Annotated in this window: 18 protein-coding genes and 1 tRNA gene; 17 read left to right on the top strand and 2 right to left on the bottom strand. The window is 52.5% G+C overall.

Translation table 11 applies throughout. The annotated features are described in order from the left end of the window. Positions 1–120: 120 nt before the first annotated feature. The 8 genes from RB297_RS08580 to RB297_RS08545 all read left to right on the top strand — a co-directional run bounded on the left by RB297_RS08580 (position 121) and on the right by RB297_RS08545 (position 8,903). Positions 121–504 carry an antibiotic biosynthesis monooxygenase family protein gene (locus tag RB297_RS08580; RefSeq protein WP_375120258.1) on the top strand — a complete coding sequence of 128 codons (384 nt, stop codon included), beginning with the start codon at positions 121–123 and terminating at the stop codon, positions 502–504. A 225-nt stretch (positions 505–729) separates the two neighbouring features. After that, positions 730–1,710: an AAA family ATPase gene (locus tag RB297_RS08575; protein WP_213579137.1), complete on the top strand. Its 981-nt coding sequence runs from the start codon at positions 730–732 to the stop codon at positions 1,708–1,710. A gap of 12 nt (positions 1,711–1,722) precedes the next feature. Then, positions 1,723–2,829, top strand: a complete 1,107-nt coding sequence (locus RB297_RS08570; RefSeq protein WP_096774417.1) for a DUF58 domain-containing protein — start codon at positions 1,723–1,725, stop codon at positions 2,827–2,829. Beyond that, a complete protein-coding gene (locus RB297_RS08565; protein WP_375120257.1) occupies positions 2,826–4,130 on the top strand; it encodes a DUF4129 domain-containing protein in 1,305 nt (434 codons plus the stop codon). The genes RB297_RS08570 and RB297_RS08565 overlap by 4 nt, the downstream gene beginning before the upstream one ends. 12 nt (positions 4,131–4,142) lie before the next feature. Next, a complete protein-coding gene (gene pulA, locus RB297_RS08560; protein ID WP_375120256.1) occupies positions 4,143–6,095 on the top strand; it encodes a type I pullulanase in 1,953 nt (650 codons plus the stop codon). A 100-nt stretch (positions 6,096–6,195) separates the two neighbouring features. Continuing rightward, positions 6,196–7,800 carry an S-layer homology domain-containing protein gene (locus RB297_RS08555; RefSeq protein WP_375120255.1) on the top strand — a complete coding sequence of 535 codons (1,605 nt, stop codon included), beginning with the start codon at positions 6,196–6,198 and terminating at the stop codon, positions 7,798–7,800. 129 nt (positions 7,801–7,929) lie between these two features. Then, on the top strand, positions 7,930–8,385 hold the full coding sequence (locus RB297_RS08550; protein ID WP_375120254.1) for a RidA family protein: 456 nt from the start codon (positions 7,930–7,932) through the stop codon (positions 8,383–8,385). A 2-nt stretch (positions 8,386–8,387) separates the two neighbouring features. Next, a complete protein-coding gene (locus RB297_RS08545) occupies positions 8,388–8,903 on the top strand; it encodes a GNAT family N-acetyltransferase (protein ID WP_375120253.1) in 516 nt (171 codons plus the stop codon). Between the two features lie 43 nt (positions 8,904–8,946). Here RB297_RS08545 and RB297_RS08540 read toward each other — a convergent pair whose 3' ends face one another. Then, entirely contained in the window at positions 8,947–9,798 is an 852-nt protein-coding gene (locus RB297_RS08540; protein ID WP_277746329.1) for an alpha/beta hydrolase family protein, read from the bottom strand. Between the two features lie 193 nt (positions 9,799–9,991). Here RB297_RS08540 and RB297_RS08535 point away from each other — a divergent pair. The 9 genes from RB297_RS08535 (at position 9,992) to RB297_RS08495 (ending at position 15,125) form a co-directional block, all read left to right on the top strand. Then, positions 9,992–10,064 (top strand) — tRNA-His (locus RB297_RS08535). 128 nt (positions 10,065–10,192) lie between these two features. Further along, positions 10,193–10,453, top strand: coding sequence for a YqkE family protein (locus RB297_RS08530; RefSeq protein ID WP_015736189.1), 261 nt, complete (start codon positions 10,193–10,195; stop codon positions 10,451–10,453). A gap of 136 nt (positions 10,454–10,589) precedes the next feature. Then, positions 10,590–11,171 (top strand): AAA family ATPase, encoded by a 582-nt coding sequence (locus RB297_RS08525; protein ID WP_375120252.1) that lies wholly within the window; start codon positions 10,590–10,592, stop codon positions 11,169–11,171. Positions 11,172–11,303: 132 nt separating this feature from the next. Next, positions 11,304–12,023, top strand: coding sequence for a DsbA family oxidoreductase (locus RB297_RS08520; RefSeq protein ID WP_277746328.1), 720 nt, complete (start codon positions 11,304–11,306; stop codon positions 12,021–12,023). A 103-nt stretch (positions 12,024–12,126) separates the two neighbouring features. Then, positions 12,127–12,954 (top strand): GNAT family N-acetyltransferase, encoded by an 828-nt coding sequence (locus RB297_RS08515; protein ID WP_192571356.1) that lies wholly within the window; start codon positions 12,127–12,129, stop codon positions 12,952–12,954. A gap of 15 nt (positions 12,955–12,969) precedes the next feature. Continuing rightward, on the top strand, positions 12,970–13,569 hold the full coding sequence (locus tag RB297_RS08510; protein WP_375120251.1) for a DUF4269 domain-containing protein: 600 nt from the start codon (positions 12,970–12,972) through the stop codon (positions 13,567–13,569). Continuing rightward, entirely contained in the window at positions 13,562–14,032 is a 471-nt protein-coding gene (locus RB297_RS08505; RefSeq protein ID WP_096774405.1) for a DinB family protein, read from the top strand. Before RB297_RS08510 ends, RB297_RS08505 begins: the two co-directional genes overlap by 8 nt. Before the next feature lie 25 nt (positions 14,033–14,057). Continuing rightward, complete coding sequence (locus tag RB297_RS08500) at positions 14,058–14,702, top strand: TVP38/TMEM64 family protein (RefSeq protein ID WP_015736183.1); 645 nt, start codon at positions 14,058–14,060, stop codon at positions 14,700–14,702. A gap of 105 nt (positions 14,703–14,807) precedes the next feature. Then, entirely contained in the window at positions 14,808–15,125 is a 318-nt protein-coding gene (locus RB297_RS08495) for a hypothetical protein (protein ID WP_375120250.1), read from the top strand. Between the two features lie 104 nt (positions 15,126–15,229). Here RB297_RS08495 and RB297_RS08490 read toward each other — a convergent pair whose 3' ends face one another. Then, positions 15,230–17,287: a CotH kinase family protein gene (locus tag RB297_RS08490; RefSeq protein WP_375120249.1), complete on the bottom strand. Its 2,058-nt coding sequence runs from the start codon at positions 17,285–17,287 to the stop codon at positions 15,230–15,232. Positions 17,288–17,305: the final 18 nt, after the last annotated feature.

Raw genomic sequence — 17,305 nt, 5'->3', positions numbered from 1 at the left:
TTCTTCTCATTATACCAGCATATACTTGACTGCACCTACTTGTTTTCATAGCCTGGTGCTGCGAAGTCTGAAGCGCTGCCTTACCGTTGATCGGATCGATGTCGAAAGAGGGGGAACGTTATGATACTGGAATCAGCCATTCTTTATATTAAACCTGGGCTGGCAAGCGAATTCGAAAGTGCCTTTCGGGAGGCTTCCGGCGTATTGTTATCCAAAAAGGGGTATGTAGGCCATGAACTTCACAAGTGCGTGGAGAACCGGGATGAATATATATTCCTTGTCCGCTGGAGCGGCATTAAGGATCACCTGATCGGCTTCCGCGGGCACCCGGACTATAAGAAATGGGCTGCCTCTCTGGAACCGTATTATGCAAAGGCGCCTGAGGTCAAGCATTATATCGACATCCGGATCGACAGCCGAGAGCAGGCGGAATCGGAGCTGGCTAAACTGTTGATTCCGGAAAGCGGCTCGGATTCCGCGGAGGAAAACAGGCCGTCAGAATAAAATGGGCTTCATTTTATCGGCTAATACAACACGGCATGAGTATCCCCTACTGAGGGTGATTTCCCGGGAGCCGTCCTTGGACGGCTTCTTGGCGTTATTGGAAGAGGCGCGCCCTGGTCATTGAAGGCTTGGCCAAACTTGGCTAATCGGTCTTATTTTGTCCCGAATAACAGGAATTATGGGATGTCGTGACGAACTTTGTTGTTAAGTTAAACTACATAAGGGGTGGTTACAATCATTACAGATTATCATGGCGTCCGCCGTCTTGCCGACGACATTCGGGCAAACGTTTCCAAAGTTATGGTAGGCAAGGAGCAGCTGATCGACAGATTGTTTATTGCCATGGTCACATCGGGTCATGTACTGCTGGAAGATGTTCCGGGAACCGGGAAGACGCTGTTGGCCAAATCCATCTCCAGGTCGATTGATTGCACGTTTAAGCGAGTGCAGTTTACGCCGGATTTGCTGCCGTCCGATCTGAGCGGCATTTATTTCTATAATCAACAATCCGCGACGTTTGAATTCCGTCCCGGTCCCCTGTTCACCAATATCCTGCTCGCTGATGAAATCAACAGGGCGACGCCTCGTACGCAGTCCAGCCTGCTCGAGTGCATGGAGGAGCGCCAGATCAGCATCGACGGAGTAACCCATCAACTGAAAGAACCGTTTCTGGTCATCGCCACGCAGAACCCGCTGGAGCAGCAGGGAACGTTTCCGCTGCCGGAGGCACAGCTGGACCGCTTTTTATTCAAACTGAACATGGGGTATCCTACCTCGGAGGAAAGCGTGAATATTTTGAAGCGCTTCAAAGACGAACAGCCGCTGGAATCCCTGACGGCCATCGCAGCGTCCGACAGCATCGTACAAGCCAGGCATATCGTCAGCAAAGTACATGTCAGCGATGAGATGTTGGCTTATATCGTTGCGCTTTCCGAGCATTCGAGACGGGATGAAGCCGTCGCCTCCGGCGTAAGCCCGAGGGGCTGCCAGGCATTATTGAAGGCGGTGCAGGTACAGGCCGTCCTGAACGGGAGAGAGTTCGTTACGCCTGATGACGTGAAGGAACTCGCCGTGCCGACGTGGGCGCACCGCTTGAAGCTGCGGGGGACGCTCCACAACCGCGGCGGCGCGACTGCGTCAGAAGAAGTGATCCAACGATTGCTGCAGCAGGTTGCCGTACCGACAGAAGAAGGCATCTCGTCGTAGGGGGCGATGGCGATGGGAGCCTACTGGATATTGTTGATCGCTGCTGTAGTTGTAGTCGTGCAGGGCAAGATTTTCAAACGGACGGCACTCCAAAAGCTGAACTACAGCCGTTCCTTCAAGGTATCGACCTGCTATGAGGGAGATTCCGTGGAATTGATCGAAATCATCGAGAACCGTAAAGCGCTGCCGGTGCCCTGGCTTCGGGTAGAATCCCAGTTCCGCTCGGGTCTGGCGTTCGATAACCAATTGAACCTGGACATCAGCGAGGGGCAATTCAATCAGAACCATAAGAGCTTCTTCAGTCTGCTGCCGTGGACCAAGATTCTTCGAAGACATCGAATTACCGCGAAAAGAAGAGGTTTGTACAAGCTGGGAACGGTATCGATGACGACAGGGGATCTGGTCGGCATGGAGTCGGTTGTCCAGAGCAAGACCCTGTCCGGCGGAATTATCGTGTATCCGATGCCGATGGATGCGTCGGACATGGAGCTCCCGGTTCAGACCTGGATGGGGGAGATGCTGGTCCGCAGATGGATCATGGAGGATCCGTTCCTGATATCGGGCGTTCGCGAATATCGGGACGGTGATCCGCTTAAGGATATCCAATGGAAAGCGACTGCACGGACGGGAACCCTGCAGGTTCACAGGCGGGATACGACCGCGGACAGCCGGCTCTTCATCTATTTGAATATTGAAGATCATGAGCAGATGTGGAGCAAGGCAACGCGTCCGGAGGCCATTGAATATGGCATCCGCCTGGCTGCCGGCATTACGGCGCATTTATTGTCACAGGGCATGGAGATCGGGATGGGGACCAATGGAACCCTTGGCGAGGATTCAAGCGATGAAGCATTTGTTCCGGTCGCAGGCGGCATGATGCAGCAGGAGCTGATATTCGAAATGCTGGCCAGGCTGGAGCTGACCCGCCGGCTTTCTTTTCATGATTATTTGGCCCACGAGCTGTCGCGACATGAAGAAGCTAAAGATATCCTCATTCTGAGCACTTACGTCAGTCCCAGGCTGGAAGAGATGTTTCAGCGATTCCGGGATAACGGGCACACGATCCAGGTATTCCTTCTCAGCGACGTGCCTTCTCCCGCGAAGGAGGTGTCCGCATGACCAGCCGAGGCTCCGGATTTATAAGGGCTTTTTTGCAGGGATTAGTGGAGTGTATATTGTATTTCCCGGTGCTCTTCATCCCGGCATTCTATCTGCTGCCTGAATCGTATCGATGGATATGGCCTGCACTGGTTTTAGGCGGGTACGTCCTGGGCTACGCAGGTGCACATTGGTTCAACATGGATCGTCAGTTCAAAGCGTTCGTATGGGCTTGCCTGGTTTCCGTTGCTGTATCCGTTGCCTTTGTAAGGGTTGATATCGCCCTTGCTTACGTTATCCCGCTGTTGTTTATTGCCAGTATTCGCGGAAGCCGAATGGAGCAGGTGAACTGGAATTTGATGTTCCCGGGAACATACTTCCTTATTGGGTTGATTCTGTACGGGGTCAGCAGCTTTTTTCTCAGTTTCATGGACTCCTTCCGCGGCGGAATATCGTCTCTGACCTGGATGGGAGCGGCTGCGTTAGGATTGACCCTGCTGATCGTCAACCGGCAATACGTGCTGGACGAAACGCTGCCAGGCAATGACCAGCCCGTGCTGGAACGGCGCGTGCTGCGCTACAATCGCTGGTTTATCCTCGTTTTGCTGATCCTTATTGCGCTGGTCGCTTTTCTTCCGCAGCTGCAGCAGTGGGTCTCCGATATGGCGAGGGGGATCGCCGCCTGGATCTCCGGATGGTTCAGCTCGGGTGCAGAGCAAGCGCCGGAGCCGCCTTCCATGTCGGAGCCTCCTCCCGAGATGCCGTTTCTCGATGAAGAAACCAAGCCGCCCAGCCAGTGGATGAAAGTTCTGGAGCAAGTGCTGATTTATGGCGTGTTCACCGTGATCGGGATCGGCATGCTATACGTTCTGTTCCGGTTTGGTAAAGTGCTGCCCAGCCTCTACAGAAAATTCTCCGCGTGGATGAATAGGATGATGAACAGGCAGAACGTCCAGCCCCAGCTGGGCTATGAGGACGAAGTGGAGAATATAGAGCATGACCCGGCATCCAAGCGGCTGCGACGGCTGTTGTCCGGCGTGCGTATCGGCGGAAGGCATCGGGAAGGAGAAGGTCCGGAACATCTGAATGAGAAAATCCGACAAATGTATCGTTTGATACTTTCCCGAAGCATCAGGGAAGGCTATAATTGGAAAGCGTCATTTACACCGCGGGAGACCGAAAACGATCTTAAGGAATGGGACGGACGGAAGGATCGCGTTCCGCAGTCCTTGATCGAGCTGTACGAGGAAGCCCGCTATGGAAACCGCACCATTACGAAAGAAGAAGTGGAAGGACTGCAACTTGACCGGAAGCCTAAATGAGGAGTGAACATCTTGTCGGTACAAAAAGAAAGCAACGCTGTTATTCACTACGGGGATCCCGCGGTAACCGGGGGCGTCTCCGTTTTTGATAAGGAATTTGACAAGCTGTTTTATTATGACGGAACCGACTTGGGATTAACCTACCAAGCCCAAGAATCCAAGTTTCGCCTGTGGGCACCCACGGCCACCGAGGCCTACGTGCTGCTGTACCCGGATTGGAAGACGTCAGAAGCCCGGCGTTTCCCGATGACGCGCGACGTGAAGGGAACCTGGCTGCTGAAAATAGAAGAGAATCTTCATGGGATGTTCTACACCTACCAGGTGCTAATCGGGGATCAATGGAATGAAGCAGTCGATCCCTACGCGGCAGCCGTAGGCGTCAATGGCGATCGGGCTTACATCGTGGATATGGCCCGGACCGATCCCGAACGTTGGACAGACGAGAAACCGCCGTTCCAAAGCCCGCTGGATGCCGTTATCTATGAACTGCATGTTCGTGATTACACCATTCATCCGGACAGCGGAGTGGAGTTTAAGGGCAAGTTTAAAGGTCTGACGGAGACGGGTACCCGGGGGCCGGGAGGGATTCGTACAGGACTTGATCATATCGTGGAGCTTGGGGCCACGCATGTGGAACTGCTGCCGATTTATGATTTTGCCACGGAAAGCGTGGATGAGACCAGGCTGCATGAGCCTCAGTACAACTGGGGATACGACCCGAAGAACTATAATGCTCCTGAAGGCTCGTATGCTACCGATCCGTATGTGCCGGAGGTTCGGATCCGTGAATTGAAGGAGTTGATACAGACCTTCCATGATCAAGGCCTTCGAGTCATCATGGACGTGGTGTATAACCACGTTTATGACGGGTATTTGGTCAACTTTACGAAGCTGGTGCCGGGATATTATCTCCGCTACACAAAAGACGGCAAATTCTCCAACGGATCCGGGTGCGGCAATGACACGGCATCCGAGCGTCCGATGATGCGGAAGTTCATTGTGGAATCCGTCCTGCATTGGGTGAAGGAGTATCGGGTGGACGGTTTCCGCTTTGACCTGATGGGATTGCTGGATGTGCAGACGATGAATGAAATCCGTGCGCGCCTGGACGAAATCGATCCTTCCATCATGACGATCGGCGAAGGCTGGGTCATGAATACCGAGCTGGACGAGAAGAAACGGGCGAATCAGCAGCAAGCGGCCTTGATGCCGCGAATCGCGCACTTTAACGATGGTTTCCGTGACGCAGTTAAAGGGGATATCTTTCATTTTGATTATAAAGGCTTTGTGAGCAGCGGCGTCGGATATCAAAACAAGGTGAAGCAAGGCATCGTGGGCGGCATTCCGTATTCCCAAGATATCAAGGCGTTTGCTTCCGAGCCGGATCAGTGCGTGAATTATGTGGAGTGTCACGATAACCATACCCTTTGGGATAAAATCATGCTGTCTACGGTTGGGGAGTCGGATGCCGTTCGCCGCGATATGCACCGGCTGTCATCGGCCATGATTCTTACCAGCCAAGGTATTCCTTTCCTGCACGCCGGCCAAGAGTATTATCGCTCCAAGAACGGTGTGGAGAACAGCTACAATGCCAGCGATGAGGTGAACCGGCTTGATTGGGGAATGGCATCGGAACACCAGGACGGGGTGAAGTACATCCAGCGGCTCGTTCAGCTGCGCAGGAATCATCCGGCGTTCAGAATGAGGGATGCCGCGTCGATCCGCAAGCATCTTCATTTCGAGCCGTGCCCGGAGCATGCCGTTGCTTTCATGCTTCGCGATCATGCGGGCGGCGACCCGGCAGAGCATATCTATGTGCTCTATTATGCCGGACGCAAACCGTCCTCCCTGACGATACCCGAGCTGGGCGATTGGAAGGTTCTGTTTGGAGAAGAGCATGTGAAGGGATTGAGCCGGGATTCCCTTGTAGTCGAAGGTATAGGCGCGGTCGTTTTGACTTGTTAAATCCTTGACCGTTGCCCACATTCCCAAGAAATGCATAATGCCTGATTCTATCATCATCTGATATGCTGAGAATATCAGATGATAGAATCGAGGCGCCCCTTTGAAGAAATATATCCTGTCACTTTGTTTCCTTTTGTCATTTACAGCGTTTATAAGCCCCCTTCAGGCATCAGCAGCTCAAGCTCCTAGCCCGACCGCTTTTCACGATATTTCGTCCAGCTTTGCAAAAGACGCGATTTACCGTCTGGCCAAGCGAGGCATCGTAAGCGGGGATGGCACAGGAGCTTTTTTGCCGCGAAATCCGGTTACGCGGGCCGAATTTATCGCTATGGTTGCCAGAATGCTGAACATGGAGCCTGTTCCGAACGATCTGCCCGCCTTTCAGGACGTATCCCGTTCAGCTTGGTACTACGGCTGGGTTCATGCAGGCCTTAATTTATCCATCGTGGAGGGGAACGGCTACAAGTTCTTTCCGAATGCTTCGATAACGAGACAGGAAGCTGCGGTCATCGTTATTCGTGCCATGAAGGATATTGGATACGATAACGGATATACAGCCGGCTACTATACGGATTCGGAATCGATCGCGGCATGGGCTTGGCGTGCGGTCGGCCAAGCGACGAATACAGGCTGGCTGCAAGGAAGCCAAGGCCAATTCAGACCGCTGGACCCGATCACCCGGGAAGAAACGGCAATGCTGCTGGACAGGGTCCTTCAATCGGGAAACGTGAAATCCATGATCGACAGCCAGCCGGCTGCGAATATTCATATGGGCTGGTTGTACAATGGCTCGACCAAGCAATATATCTCCTATGCCAAACGGGCCGGGTTGAATGTGCTGGTGCCGCGGTGGTATTACATGGAGTCTAACGGGAAGCTGTCGGACAGCACCGACATCGAGCTGCTGAATTGGGCACATAACAATGGCCGGCAGGTGTGGGCTATGGTGGGCAACCGCGCGAATTCGGAAGGAACCCACCAGGTTCTAAGCAGTCCGCAGTCCCGGAAGTCTGTCGTAGACAGCATGGCTGCGAGCGTATCCCGCTACCGATTGGATGGGATCAATATCGATTTTGAGAACGTCATGCCTGAGGACAGGCAGAATCTGACGGCCTTCATCACGCAGTTATCCATGGAAATGAAACGGCTTGGAGCCAAGTTATCCATTGATGTATCACCTGATCTGAATACGGATTGGACGGCTGCCTTCGATTATGCGGCGCTTGGCAGTCTAGTGGACTATATGGTGCTCATGAGTTATGACCAGCACTGGGGCGGTTCGCCGAAAGCGGGCTCCGTATCCTCGCTGCCATGGAGCGAATCCGCGTTGAGCAAGCTGCTGACCCAAGTGCCGGCTAAGAAGAGCATCATTGCGTATCCGCTCTATACGAGGGATTGGCAGATTGCTTCATCGGTGTCCTCGTCGGATATCAGTTTGATTGAACAGGGACATCGCATCCGTCTGACCCAGGCTTCCTTAACTTGGAATGCCAGCGTGGCGCAATATGAAGCAGCTTATAGCAGCAGAGGCATCCAGCATCGCATATGGACCGAGGATTCCCGCTCCCTGTCATGGAAACATCTCATGGCCGCCAAATACCGAATTGCCGGGTATGCCTATTGGTATCCGGGAGCAGAAACGACGGACGTGTGGCAGGCGATTGACAATGCGGAGCGTTACGCTTCGTATTCGTTCCGGATCTAAGAGCAGACAGTGTTACATCCAAGACCAATCCCGATGAATGGGGTTGGTCTTTTTTTGCTTGTAAAACGGTTATTCCGTGATACAATTATTGAAATTTAATTTGAATGATTTTCCTTTAGGAGTGATCAAATGAACGTTTGTGCGGAGGAACGTATACAGCAGCTGGGCATCAGCTTGCCAAAAGCCGGATCGCCGGCAGCCAAGTATGCCAACTACGTCATCGTGAACGGGTTGATGTATGTTTCCGGCAAGGGTCCATCCGGGCAGCCAAGGGGCAAATTGGGCGAGCATTACACAACGGAGCAGGGATACGAATATGCTCGGCTGACCGGAATCGAAGTCTTGTCCGTATTGAGGGAAGGCCTTGGATCGCTTGATAAAGTGAAGCGGGTGGTTAAGGTTCAGGGCTTCATTAATGCAACAACCGATTACGAAGAGCATCATATGGTGTTGAATGGATTCTCGGACTTGATGCTTGAGGTGTTCGGGGATCAAGGGATCCATGCCAGATCCGTATTCGGCGCGGTATCTTTGCGGGATCAGCTGCCTGTCATTGTAGATTCGATTTTTCAAGTGGAGGGATAGACTTGACGTCAGCATTAAGGGAGCTGCTGGAGAAGGAGGATGAGAGTCTGCTGTTTATGGTCCAGGAGATTGGCTCCGGCGAGAACGGCTTTGTTAACGGCTTAAATAGCAGCAGCATGGAGGAATTCTCCTCCAAGGTCCGTCGCAATTACGAAATGGCACGAAGCATCAATCTGCCGGATGAGTATGTTCCCAAGACGATTTATTGGCTGTATCATACCGGCAAGCCTGTAGGTTACGGCAAGCTCAGACACCGCTTGAATGAGAAGCTGTTGGAGTCAGGGGGGCATATCGGGTATGTCATCAGGCCGTCGGAGTGGGGGAAAGGATATGGCAAACAGATGCTGGCGGGGCTCGTTAAGAAAGCCTGTGAGAAGAACATAAGCCGGGTCCTTCTAACCTGCGATGAAACCAATCTGGCTTCCCGTCGCATCATAGAATGGAACCATGGGGAACTCAGTTCCATTGCGGACGGGAATTGCAAATACTGGATCGATACGGCTGCTAGGCTGGAATAGGAGTGTAGATACCGATCCTCATGAGCTTTAGATTAATTACGCCTTAACTTCGCTTCAACCAGTCGAACATCCGGTTGATCGCCGCGGCATGCTGCAGCGGCGGGAAATGATGTCCCAGCCCTTCGTACAGGTGGGCTTCTGGCTGGTGTCCCAGTTCTTGAAGCTTGTCCAGCATCCGGAAGCTGTGTTCAACCAGGACCTGCTCGTCCCGCGTACCATGCACAATCAGGACCGGACATCGGATTCGATCCGCATAGTGAATCGGGGACCGAAGAAGGTATCGTTCCGGAAACTTGGTCGGCGTACCGCCAATGACGCGTTTCATCATTCTGCGCAGATCGATCCGTTCCTCGTAGGTCTGCGCCAGGTCGGAGACGCCGCTCCATAGAATCATTTTGGATACATGAGATGACCGGGCGGCTGCCACGGCAGCATTGATCGCCCCGCGGGAGAAGCCCAGCAGATGCATGCGGCTGTTGTCTATCCATGGAATGCGGGATAACCATTCCAAGGCGGTGATCACATCCATCGTATCGGCGCCCCCAAACTCATCCCTGCCCTCGCTGCCTTCGTTTCCGCGATAGGCCGGAGCAAACACGGCATAGCCTTGCGCCGCGAATTCTTCGACCCATTTCAACCTGACCGCGCCGATCCGGCCTATGCCTCCGCGGCAATACAGGACCAGCGGCAGCTTCGGTTCGATCGACCCGGAGGCTCCTTCCGGAACAGGGTCCTTATACAAGGAGCATGCAAGCGTGCCGGTTACCGTAACGCCGGGTATGGCGTCGACCGTTTCGGACATCTCCTGGCTGCGATTAAGGGACAATAGCGGCGGCAGACCCAGATATCCTTTCACATGCAATCCCTCTGAGACGTAATCGATATGATAGATCATGAATGTCTTACCCCCTATGCTGAATCATCATGTTGTAGCGTATGTGGACTCTTGGTCAGACGACGGAGTTCAAGTAAGTATAGTATTTACTCGTCGTTGAAATCAAGGGACGATGTAAGAAATTACAATTTGCCAAACGGCTGAATATCTGATATATTATGATCTCGGGCATGATGATATGTCCATTGTCATGGCGGTCGTGGCGAAGGGGTTAACGCACCGGATTGTGGCTCCGGCATTCGTGGGTTCAAGTCCCATCGATCGCCCTTAAGTAAGTATACATAACGAGAAGGAGAGCCGAGAGGCTCTCCTTTTTTGTAAATCCTCTTCAATAGATACGGATGTCAGACGACATTTAAGATGGTATAATGGATTGAAATCGAGGTGAGTATTTATGGCAAAAAAGAAACGAACGTCCCCGGCGCCGCGGACGGAAACTGCCGATAAACCCGCAACGCTAAAAGATATGCTGGACCCTCAAGTTTTGGCAAAGCTGAAGGCGACAACCGAGTCCTTAAAGGCCTCTGAAGCCGAGCGGCTGGAGAAGGAGCGGCAGGAACGGGAAGCTGCACGCAAGGCGGAACAGAAGCGTCGCGATAACGATTTTGAATATCTGCTGGAACACAGCGAAATGGATTGGAAAAAGTACAAATGACAGGCGGCGGCACGCTGTCTGTTTTTTAATATAGACATCAGATAAGGATAGGTTTAAAAAACCTGGCCAATCTGGTAATGCAATATAAACGACTGAAGTCTACACAGTGAACCAAATGCGGAGGAAGAACGAGAACATGAATCATGGCCGTGCTATAAGGATCGGGATAGGCGGGGGGACGGGCAGCGGCAAAACGACGCTAAGCCTCCAACTCAAGGAAAAGCTTGTCGAGTATCGGGTGGCGCTCTTTCATATGGACAAATATTATATGTCCGTCAAACCTATGTCTAAAGCGCCCTTTACGAATACAATCTTTGAGGATTTTAACCATCCGGACGCCGTCAACATCCAGCGTCTGACCGATGAGATAGAACAAGCCGCCCGTTGCGGTGACCATGATGTCATCGTCATTGAAGGGTTTCTTTTGTATCAATTCGAGGATCTTCGAAACTCCCTGGATCTGAAGCTGTTCGTCGACTGTCCCGCGGATGAAAGAATGCTTCGCAGAAACCGGCGGTTCATCGAGAAGGGTCATCGCGAGGAAAGCGTGATACAGGAATATTTGCAGCTTGTGCGATACAGGCATGATCAATATGTCGAGCCTACCCGTTGGCATGCGGATTTGGTGATGAACGGCTCCCTGGAGGGGAAGCTTGGCTGTGCGGTTGTGATGGACTGGATTCAGGCCAGGATACAAGATAGCAGGAAGCATCGCTGAAGGCTGTTTACCGTGTGCTCATATCATGGATTACCGTGCAGCATTGCCGTTTTCATATGTAGTGTTGATATCAGGGCGAAAGCGGGTTACAATTAGTAAGTTAGTATTCCTGCTCGCTAGGAGGCGAATTAAATGAAAGTTGAAATTTGGTCGGATTTTATGTGTCCGTTCTGTTATATTGGAAAGCGCCGGTTCGAATCGGCATTGGAGCAGTTCCCTCATAAGGATCAGGTTGAAGTGGTATATCGCAGCTTTGAGCTTGATCCGAATGCGTCGTATAAGCCCGGGGTGTCCATGGACGAGTTGTTGGCGGCGAAATACGGCATGAGCATAGAGCAGGCCAAGGCAGCTAATGCCAACGTGACTCAACAAGCGGCCAGTGTTGGACTTACCTACCACATGGACCGCGTGATCCCTGCCAATTCATTTGATGCTCACCGACTGGTTCATTTTGCTGCGCAGCATGGTAAAATGAAAGACATGACGGAGCGGCTGTTCCGCGCCTATTTCACGGATGCCGAGAATCTGGAAGATAAGAACCTGCTCGCCGATCTGGCGGCGGAGGTCGGACTGGAGCGGGAGCAGGCTATGGCGGTGCTTGAAAGCGATGCTTTCCAATCCGAGGTACGCGCAGATGAAGCCGCAGCGACGAATCTTGGAATTCGGGGAGTGCCGTTCTTCGTGCTCGGAGGCAAATATGCCGTGTCCGGCGCACAACCGCTGGAAGTTTTCACGGATGCACTGGACAAAGCCTATCGTGAAGCGAATCCCCTGGTCATGGTGAACGAGTCCGACAGCAACGACGGCATGTGTGCCGACGGATCTTGCGATCTGCCGGGCAGCGCGAAATAAACCATACACAGCAAGCCTAGAGCCCGAAGCATCCGTACACGATCTTCGGGCTCTATTTATCACGGATCTTTAAAATTGAATACATAATGCATAGGAGGTAACCATGCCGCATCTTCCATCCGAGGAGCTAATCCATCGCATTCAGCGTTCGGAAACGGAGTATATGTATGATCGAATGCAAGCCATCGAAGGGCGGACCGGAAATCCCGAAGGGATCGAGATGGTTCGTTTCGGCCAAGCGCTGTGCTTGTACAGCAAAACGATGCCTTGGCTTTCTTTTAACACGGTCAAAGGACTCCGTTCGGAGAATCTGAAGGATCTGGACGCGATCATCGACTTCTATCAATCGCGGGACCGCAAATTCCAGTTCGAGATCGTGCCCGCCATGGTGAATCAGGCATTGCTCTCGGCGCTTGCCGATCGCGGATTCTTCCAATCCGCCTTTCATAATTCCATGTATATGAACCCGCAAGAACTGGTGGAGATGCCGGATCACGGAATTGTGATCAAAAGAATAGACAAAGACGAGTTTGAAGATTATGCTAAAGTTCATTGCCTGGGAACAGGACTGCCGGTGCAAGGGATCCCATCCGTAGCATTGAACAATCGCGTATTGCATGCAAGGCCGGGCTGGAGGTTCTATATGGCTTATGTGGATGAGCAGCCGGCTGCGGCCGGTGTCATGCATATGAACCATTCCACGGCTTCGCTTACATTTGCCGCTACGCTGCCGGAATACCGTCGACGGGGGCTGCATCAGGAGCTGCTTCGCAGAAGAATACGGGACGCGAAGCGGGAGGGGTGCAATCTGGTTGTCGGTCAATGCGCCTTCTTATCCCAGAGCCATCGCGACATGGAAGCCGTCGGCATGAAGCTGGGCTATGTCCGGACGACCTGGACCGAGCGTCAACCTGAAAGTTCAGCGGAATAGGGCAGGTGGGAAGCGATGCAAGCAGAGTCGGATTTTTTAAACCTGGACTATTTACGTGAAGGCACGGCCAAGCAGAGGCAGGCAGCTTCGGTCATAGATGAACTGGAACTGTGGGAGCATTTGAAATCCTGCAGTCCTATATTGGTGGGCACGATCCCTATAGGGATTGACATCGCTTCAAGCGATCTCGATATCATATGTCATGTGACGGAGTTTGACCGGTTCGAGCGAGAACTCAGAGCGTCATACGACCGACTTGTTTCGGATTTCACATACTCTTTCCGAAGTGTGGGGAACGTAGAGCGAGCAGTAGCGCGATTTCGGTACAAAGGCTGGGAATTCGAGATTTTTGCCCAGCCGGTGCCTTCCGTGAAGCAGAACGGTTACCGCCATATGGTAGTGGAATACAAGCTGTTGAAGCGGCTCGGCGAAGCTGCAAGAGAAACCATCATTGAGCTGAAGAAGGCGGGGTATAAGACGGAACCTGCCTTTGCGAAGCTGCTGCATTTACCGGGCGATCCTTATGAGGAGCTGCTGGAGATGTATCGCTGGCCGGAGGCTCGACTGGACGCTTATATCAAATCATATATGGACAAGGAGAATGTATATGAATGACAAACAGCAGCTGTTAAACGAGTATTCGGAATGGATCGGCAAGGTGAAGGAGTTCGGTGTCCTGGAAGAGGGCTATTGGAATTCCCCGATTGCGGATGGGAAATGGACCGTGCGCGACGTGGTGTGCCATATCATGCGATGGGATGAGTATTTTTTTAATGAGGCTATCGCCAAAATCTCAACGGGAGATGCATTGACCGTCCGGCATCTGGATTATGACGCCTTCAATGAGGAGGCCAAGCAATATGCCAAAACGTTATCGACGGAAGCGCTGGTGGACCGGACGATAACCGCAAGGGAACAGCTGATTCGGACCATTGAAGCGTTGCCGGAAACGAAGTATGAGGAGCGGTACGCGGACGGAGACGGACATCCCTTTGAAGTGGCGCAATTTATGCGGGATTTCATCTGGCACGATAATCACCATCTGGCTCAGCTGAATCAGGTGCTGCAAGTCGGTTAGGACAAGCAATACTTAGCGGAAATGGGTGAAGTCATTGAATGGCTACTTGGACATCATGTCTTATTTTACACAGAGCAATCTGGAATGGTTTCTTGACCAGTTTCGAGCCTTAGGCCCTCTGCCGGGCATACTGCTGACTTTCTTAAAATCCTTTATTCCTCCGATGCCCACGATCGTGATCGTTGGCGTTAATGCAGCGGTGTACGGGCTGTGGGCGGGATTTCTTTACTCCTGGATCGGAATGGTGGCGGGATGCTTGACGACGTTTCTCCTCGTGCGGAAAATATCCGGTACTCCCCTGATCGAACGCTGGGCGAAAAAACCGAAGGTTCAGCGCGGCATGCGCTGGATTCAACGCAACGGCTTCAGTTATGTTTTTCTGCTGGGCATACTTCCCGTCGGGCCGTTTGTCGCTGTCAACGTGGCCGCCGGACTGGCGAGAATGAATGTCATGTCCTATCTCATGGCCGTAACCTTGGGCAAGGGCATTATGGTGTTTTGCGTTTCATACATCGGGGCTAATCTCTCGGATTTTATGGCGGAGCCCTTCAAATTGCTCGGTGTCCTAGCCTTTATCTTGCTGTCCCTATGGGGCAGTCGGAAGCTGGATTCATACTTTGTAAGAAAACAATCGTTTCACGATCAAGAAGCTGAGCTCAACTCCAATTGAGCTCCCCGTTCCTGATCGTTCTACGGGAATGGATGCGGAGTCCTTGTATTTGCTGTATAATGGTAAAATATCCAGTATCGGCATGAATGAAAGGAGGAAGCATTTATGACCAAATTGGCCTCATCCATTCTGGAAATCATTCGAATGATGATCATTCTGATGGTCGTGACAGCGGTTCTGGGCAGCATAGAGCATCAGATCCTGAAGTCCTGGATTCCTTGGGAAGGGTTATATTTCCTGTTTCTGTTTGCGGGAAATGTATGTTGGTTCCTGGTCCTCTATCGCAATCGCCTGCAGTTCAGCGGCTGTTATCGTTCGGCGGAGACACAGCGCAAACTGTCCGGAAATGCGACGAGAACCATCGTAGCGCTCGGCGCGCTCCTCATCGCGGCACCGGTTATTTTAACGTGGATCACCGCTTAATAATTGCATGATTATGTAACGGATATCGGCTAATAAACGATTAGCGTATATAAAAGGGACAGTTCCAAAGGTCGATGCCTTCGGAACTGTCCCTTGCTTGCTGATTACAATCTTTTTCGTTTATATAGAGCCACAAAAAGACATGAGAGCAGCAGCAATACGAGGGAAACTCCTGCGTACAAGGCTTCCTGGGTGCTGCCCTGCTCCTGGGCTGCTTCGTTCGACCAATCGCCAGGCCGGCCCATTCCGCGTCCTCCCTGCATTTGTCCGCCGAACTCGCCGCCGAACCCGTTCCCCATCTGGCCTTGAGGGAAATCCGGCATCTGCCCTTGACCATTCTGAGCCGGCGCTTGCGGCATGGTCGGTTGATTGCCGCCTGTAGAGGGCTGGTTCGGAGCTTGCGTTGAATCTGTAGAATTTTCCTCTGCGTTACTTTCCTCTGCATGACTTGTTGGATTAACGGCAGAAGCAGCATCCATCGCTGTTCTTTCGTCGGAACTGCTTGTGCCTGGTCCAACCGCTGATACAATCGACGAGACAGATTCATCCACGTCAGGAGCGTCGCCAGAGCCTTCTCCAATGCCGCTGGAAGTAATATCCGCGTTGCTGGAAGGAGCAAAAGCGGCACCGTCGTTGTTGGCGGGCGTGTTTTCGCCAGAGATGCCTCCGCCCGGGGCGTCGTTAGGGACAACGATCCCAGTCCCGTCAGTCCCGTTAGTCCCGCTGCCGGCTGTTCCATCCGGTGCCGTGCTTGTCCCGGTGCCGGTAGAGCTCTCCTGGGCGGCATCATTGGAATTCGTATTGCCGCCAGGTACCATCCCGTCACCACCAGGTCGCACGCCGGCGCCGTCAGGCCTGATACCTCCTCCGCCACCAGGCCCCATCCCGCCGCCGCTGCCGCTTCCGTCGCCGGACGAAGGGATCGTCCCATCCAGCTGCTGCTGGATATTATCCATGGACTCTTCCGCGAATGAGGTCAATGTCGGGAGCGATTGCTCGTACTCCTCATAGGAGTAGAACGGTCTGGGGTCTTGCTTGACGTGCTCGGATATCAATTCCTGCAATTGCGCTACGCGTTCCTCGAAATGGTCCTGCTGCATGTATCCCTCCAGCATCTCCGAGAGGATGGCGTGGTAACGTTCCTTATATTCGTCAACCTCGAGCAGCTTGGCAATCAGGGGACGTTCCGCCAAAGCACCCTGAGTGGGCTCGTCAATCAGGATGCCGGAGCCCCCAAACCCTCCGAACGCCATGTTATAATCCCAGGGCAGGACGGAGAAAATGCCGTTGTTCTCATACAGGTAGTAGTTCTGTTTGTTCATCCCCAAGTAACTGTCCATATTGGAGGCAACGACGTTCAAGGCAACGTACTTGAGCACGTTATCGACATCCAGCACCTTCTCGTAATCGGTGCCGTTGTTCAGCTCGTCGAGCATGTCGATCAATACATCGTCATTGGAGGACTTGGATTTCATGACAAGCCCGGTGTACGAATCGGGGTCGCTGCCGAGCCAAGCCAGATCGCTGCCCGTGCCTGTCATCTGTGCTTTGTATAATGCGCCGTACGAATGATCGAAATGACGCTGCAGATAAGAATCGCCAATCTGTTCGATTGCGAGGTAGAACCCCCATAATTCATCGTTAACGTATACATTGACGTAAGAGAAGCCGGGTGTGGGCAGACCGACGGATTCCGCCAGCTCGTAGGTCAGGAATTCCCGCATATACGAGGCGTCGCTGTAGTTGTTGTTCAGATTGATTTTGCTGATCCCGTTCAAGGTTTGATTGAGATATTCGTCAAAGGAAATCTTGAAGCTGTAGCGGTCGGAATCTGAATTGACCACGCTGCGCAGGCTTAAATTGCCTTTGGTGCGAATGCCGACATGATCAAATTGCATGCCGTTGTAATTGACGGACGCTTCTTTGTATTCTTCAGCGCTGGCGTTGTCCAGCATATCCTGGAAATCCGCTTCGTCGATCGTGATTTTAACGTCAATGACCTTGTCCTTCGGAAAAACCGCGGAATCGATTTGCTCCTGCAGGCCATCGTTCTCAGAGCTTCCAGCCGTCCCGGCAACCTGTGTTGTCCTTTGGCAGCCTGTGAGCAGAAGGATTATGGCCAGCGCAAGGGACAGCAGGACTGTCGTTCTTCTCTTCATCATTTCTGACCACCGCCTGAC

It is taken from the genome of Paenibacillus sp. CR_12, assembly GCF_041953985.1.
Classification (GTDB): Bacteria; Bacillota; Bacilli; order Paenibacillales; family Paenibacillaceae; genus Paenibacillus_AQ; species Paenibacillus_AQ lautus_A.
The sequence above is the reverse complement of the archived record's forward strand: the minus strand, read 5'-3'. Positions and strand labels throughout refer to the sequence as shown.

What these genes read in the sequence shown, in the direction of transcription:
- RB297_RS08520 (WP_277746328.1), top strand. Translation starts at nt 11,304, where the DNA reads ATGAAAGTTGAAATTTGGTCGGATTTTATGTGTCCGTTCTGTTATATT.
- RB297_RS08580 (WP_375120258.1), top strand. Translation starts at nt 121, where the DNA reads ATGATACTGGAATCAGCCATTCTTTATATTAAACCTGGGCTGGCAAGC.
- RB297_RS08565 (WP_375120257.1), top strand. Translation starts at nt 2,826, where the DNA reads ATGACCAGCCGAGGCTCCGGATTTATAAGGGCTTTTTTGCAGGGATTA.
- RB297_RS08505 (WP_096774405.1), top strand. Translation starts at nt 13,562, where the DNA reads ATGAATGACAAACAGCAGCTGTTAAACGAGTATTCGGAATGGATCGGC.
- RB297_RS08525 (WP_375120252.1), top strand. Translation starts at nt 10,590, where the DNA reads ATGAATCATGGCCGTGCTATAAGGATCGGGATAGGCGGGGGGACGGGC.
- RB297_RS08540 (WP_277746329.1), bottom strand. Translation starts at nt 9,798, where the DNA reads ATGATCTATCATATCGATTACGTCTCAGAGGGATTGCATGTGAAAGGA.
- RB297_RS08530 (WP_015736189.1), top strand. Translation starts at nt 10,193, where the DNA reads ATGGCAAAAAAGAAACGAACGTCCCCGGCGCCGCGGACGGAAACTGCC.
- RB297_RS08510 (WP_375120251.1), top strand. Translation starts at nt 12,970, where the DNA reads ATGCAAGCAGAGTCGGATTTTTTAAACCTGGACTATTTACGTGAAGGC.
- RB297_RS08490 (WP_375120249.1), bottom strand. Translation starts at nt 17,287, where the DNA reads ATGATGAAGAGAAGAACGACAGTCCTGCTGTCCCTTGCGCTGGCCATA.
- RB297_RS08570 (WP_096774417.1), top strand. Translation starts at nt 1,723, where the DNA reads ATGGGAGCCTACTGGATATTGTTGATCGCTGCTGTAGTTGTAGTCGTG.
- RB297_RS08550 (WP_375120254.1), top strand. Translation starts at nt 7,930, where the DNA reads ATGAACGTTTGTGCGGAGGAACGTATACAGCAGCTGGGCATCAGCTTG.
- RB297_RS08495 (WP_375120250.1), top strand. Translation starts at nt 14,808, where the DNA reads ATGACCAAATTGGCCTCATCCATTCTGGAAATCATTCGAATGATGATC.
- RB297_RS08515 (WP_192571356.1), top strand. Translation starts at nt 12,127, where the DNA reads ATGCCGCATCTTCCATCCGAGGAGCTAATCCATCGCATTCAGCGTTCG.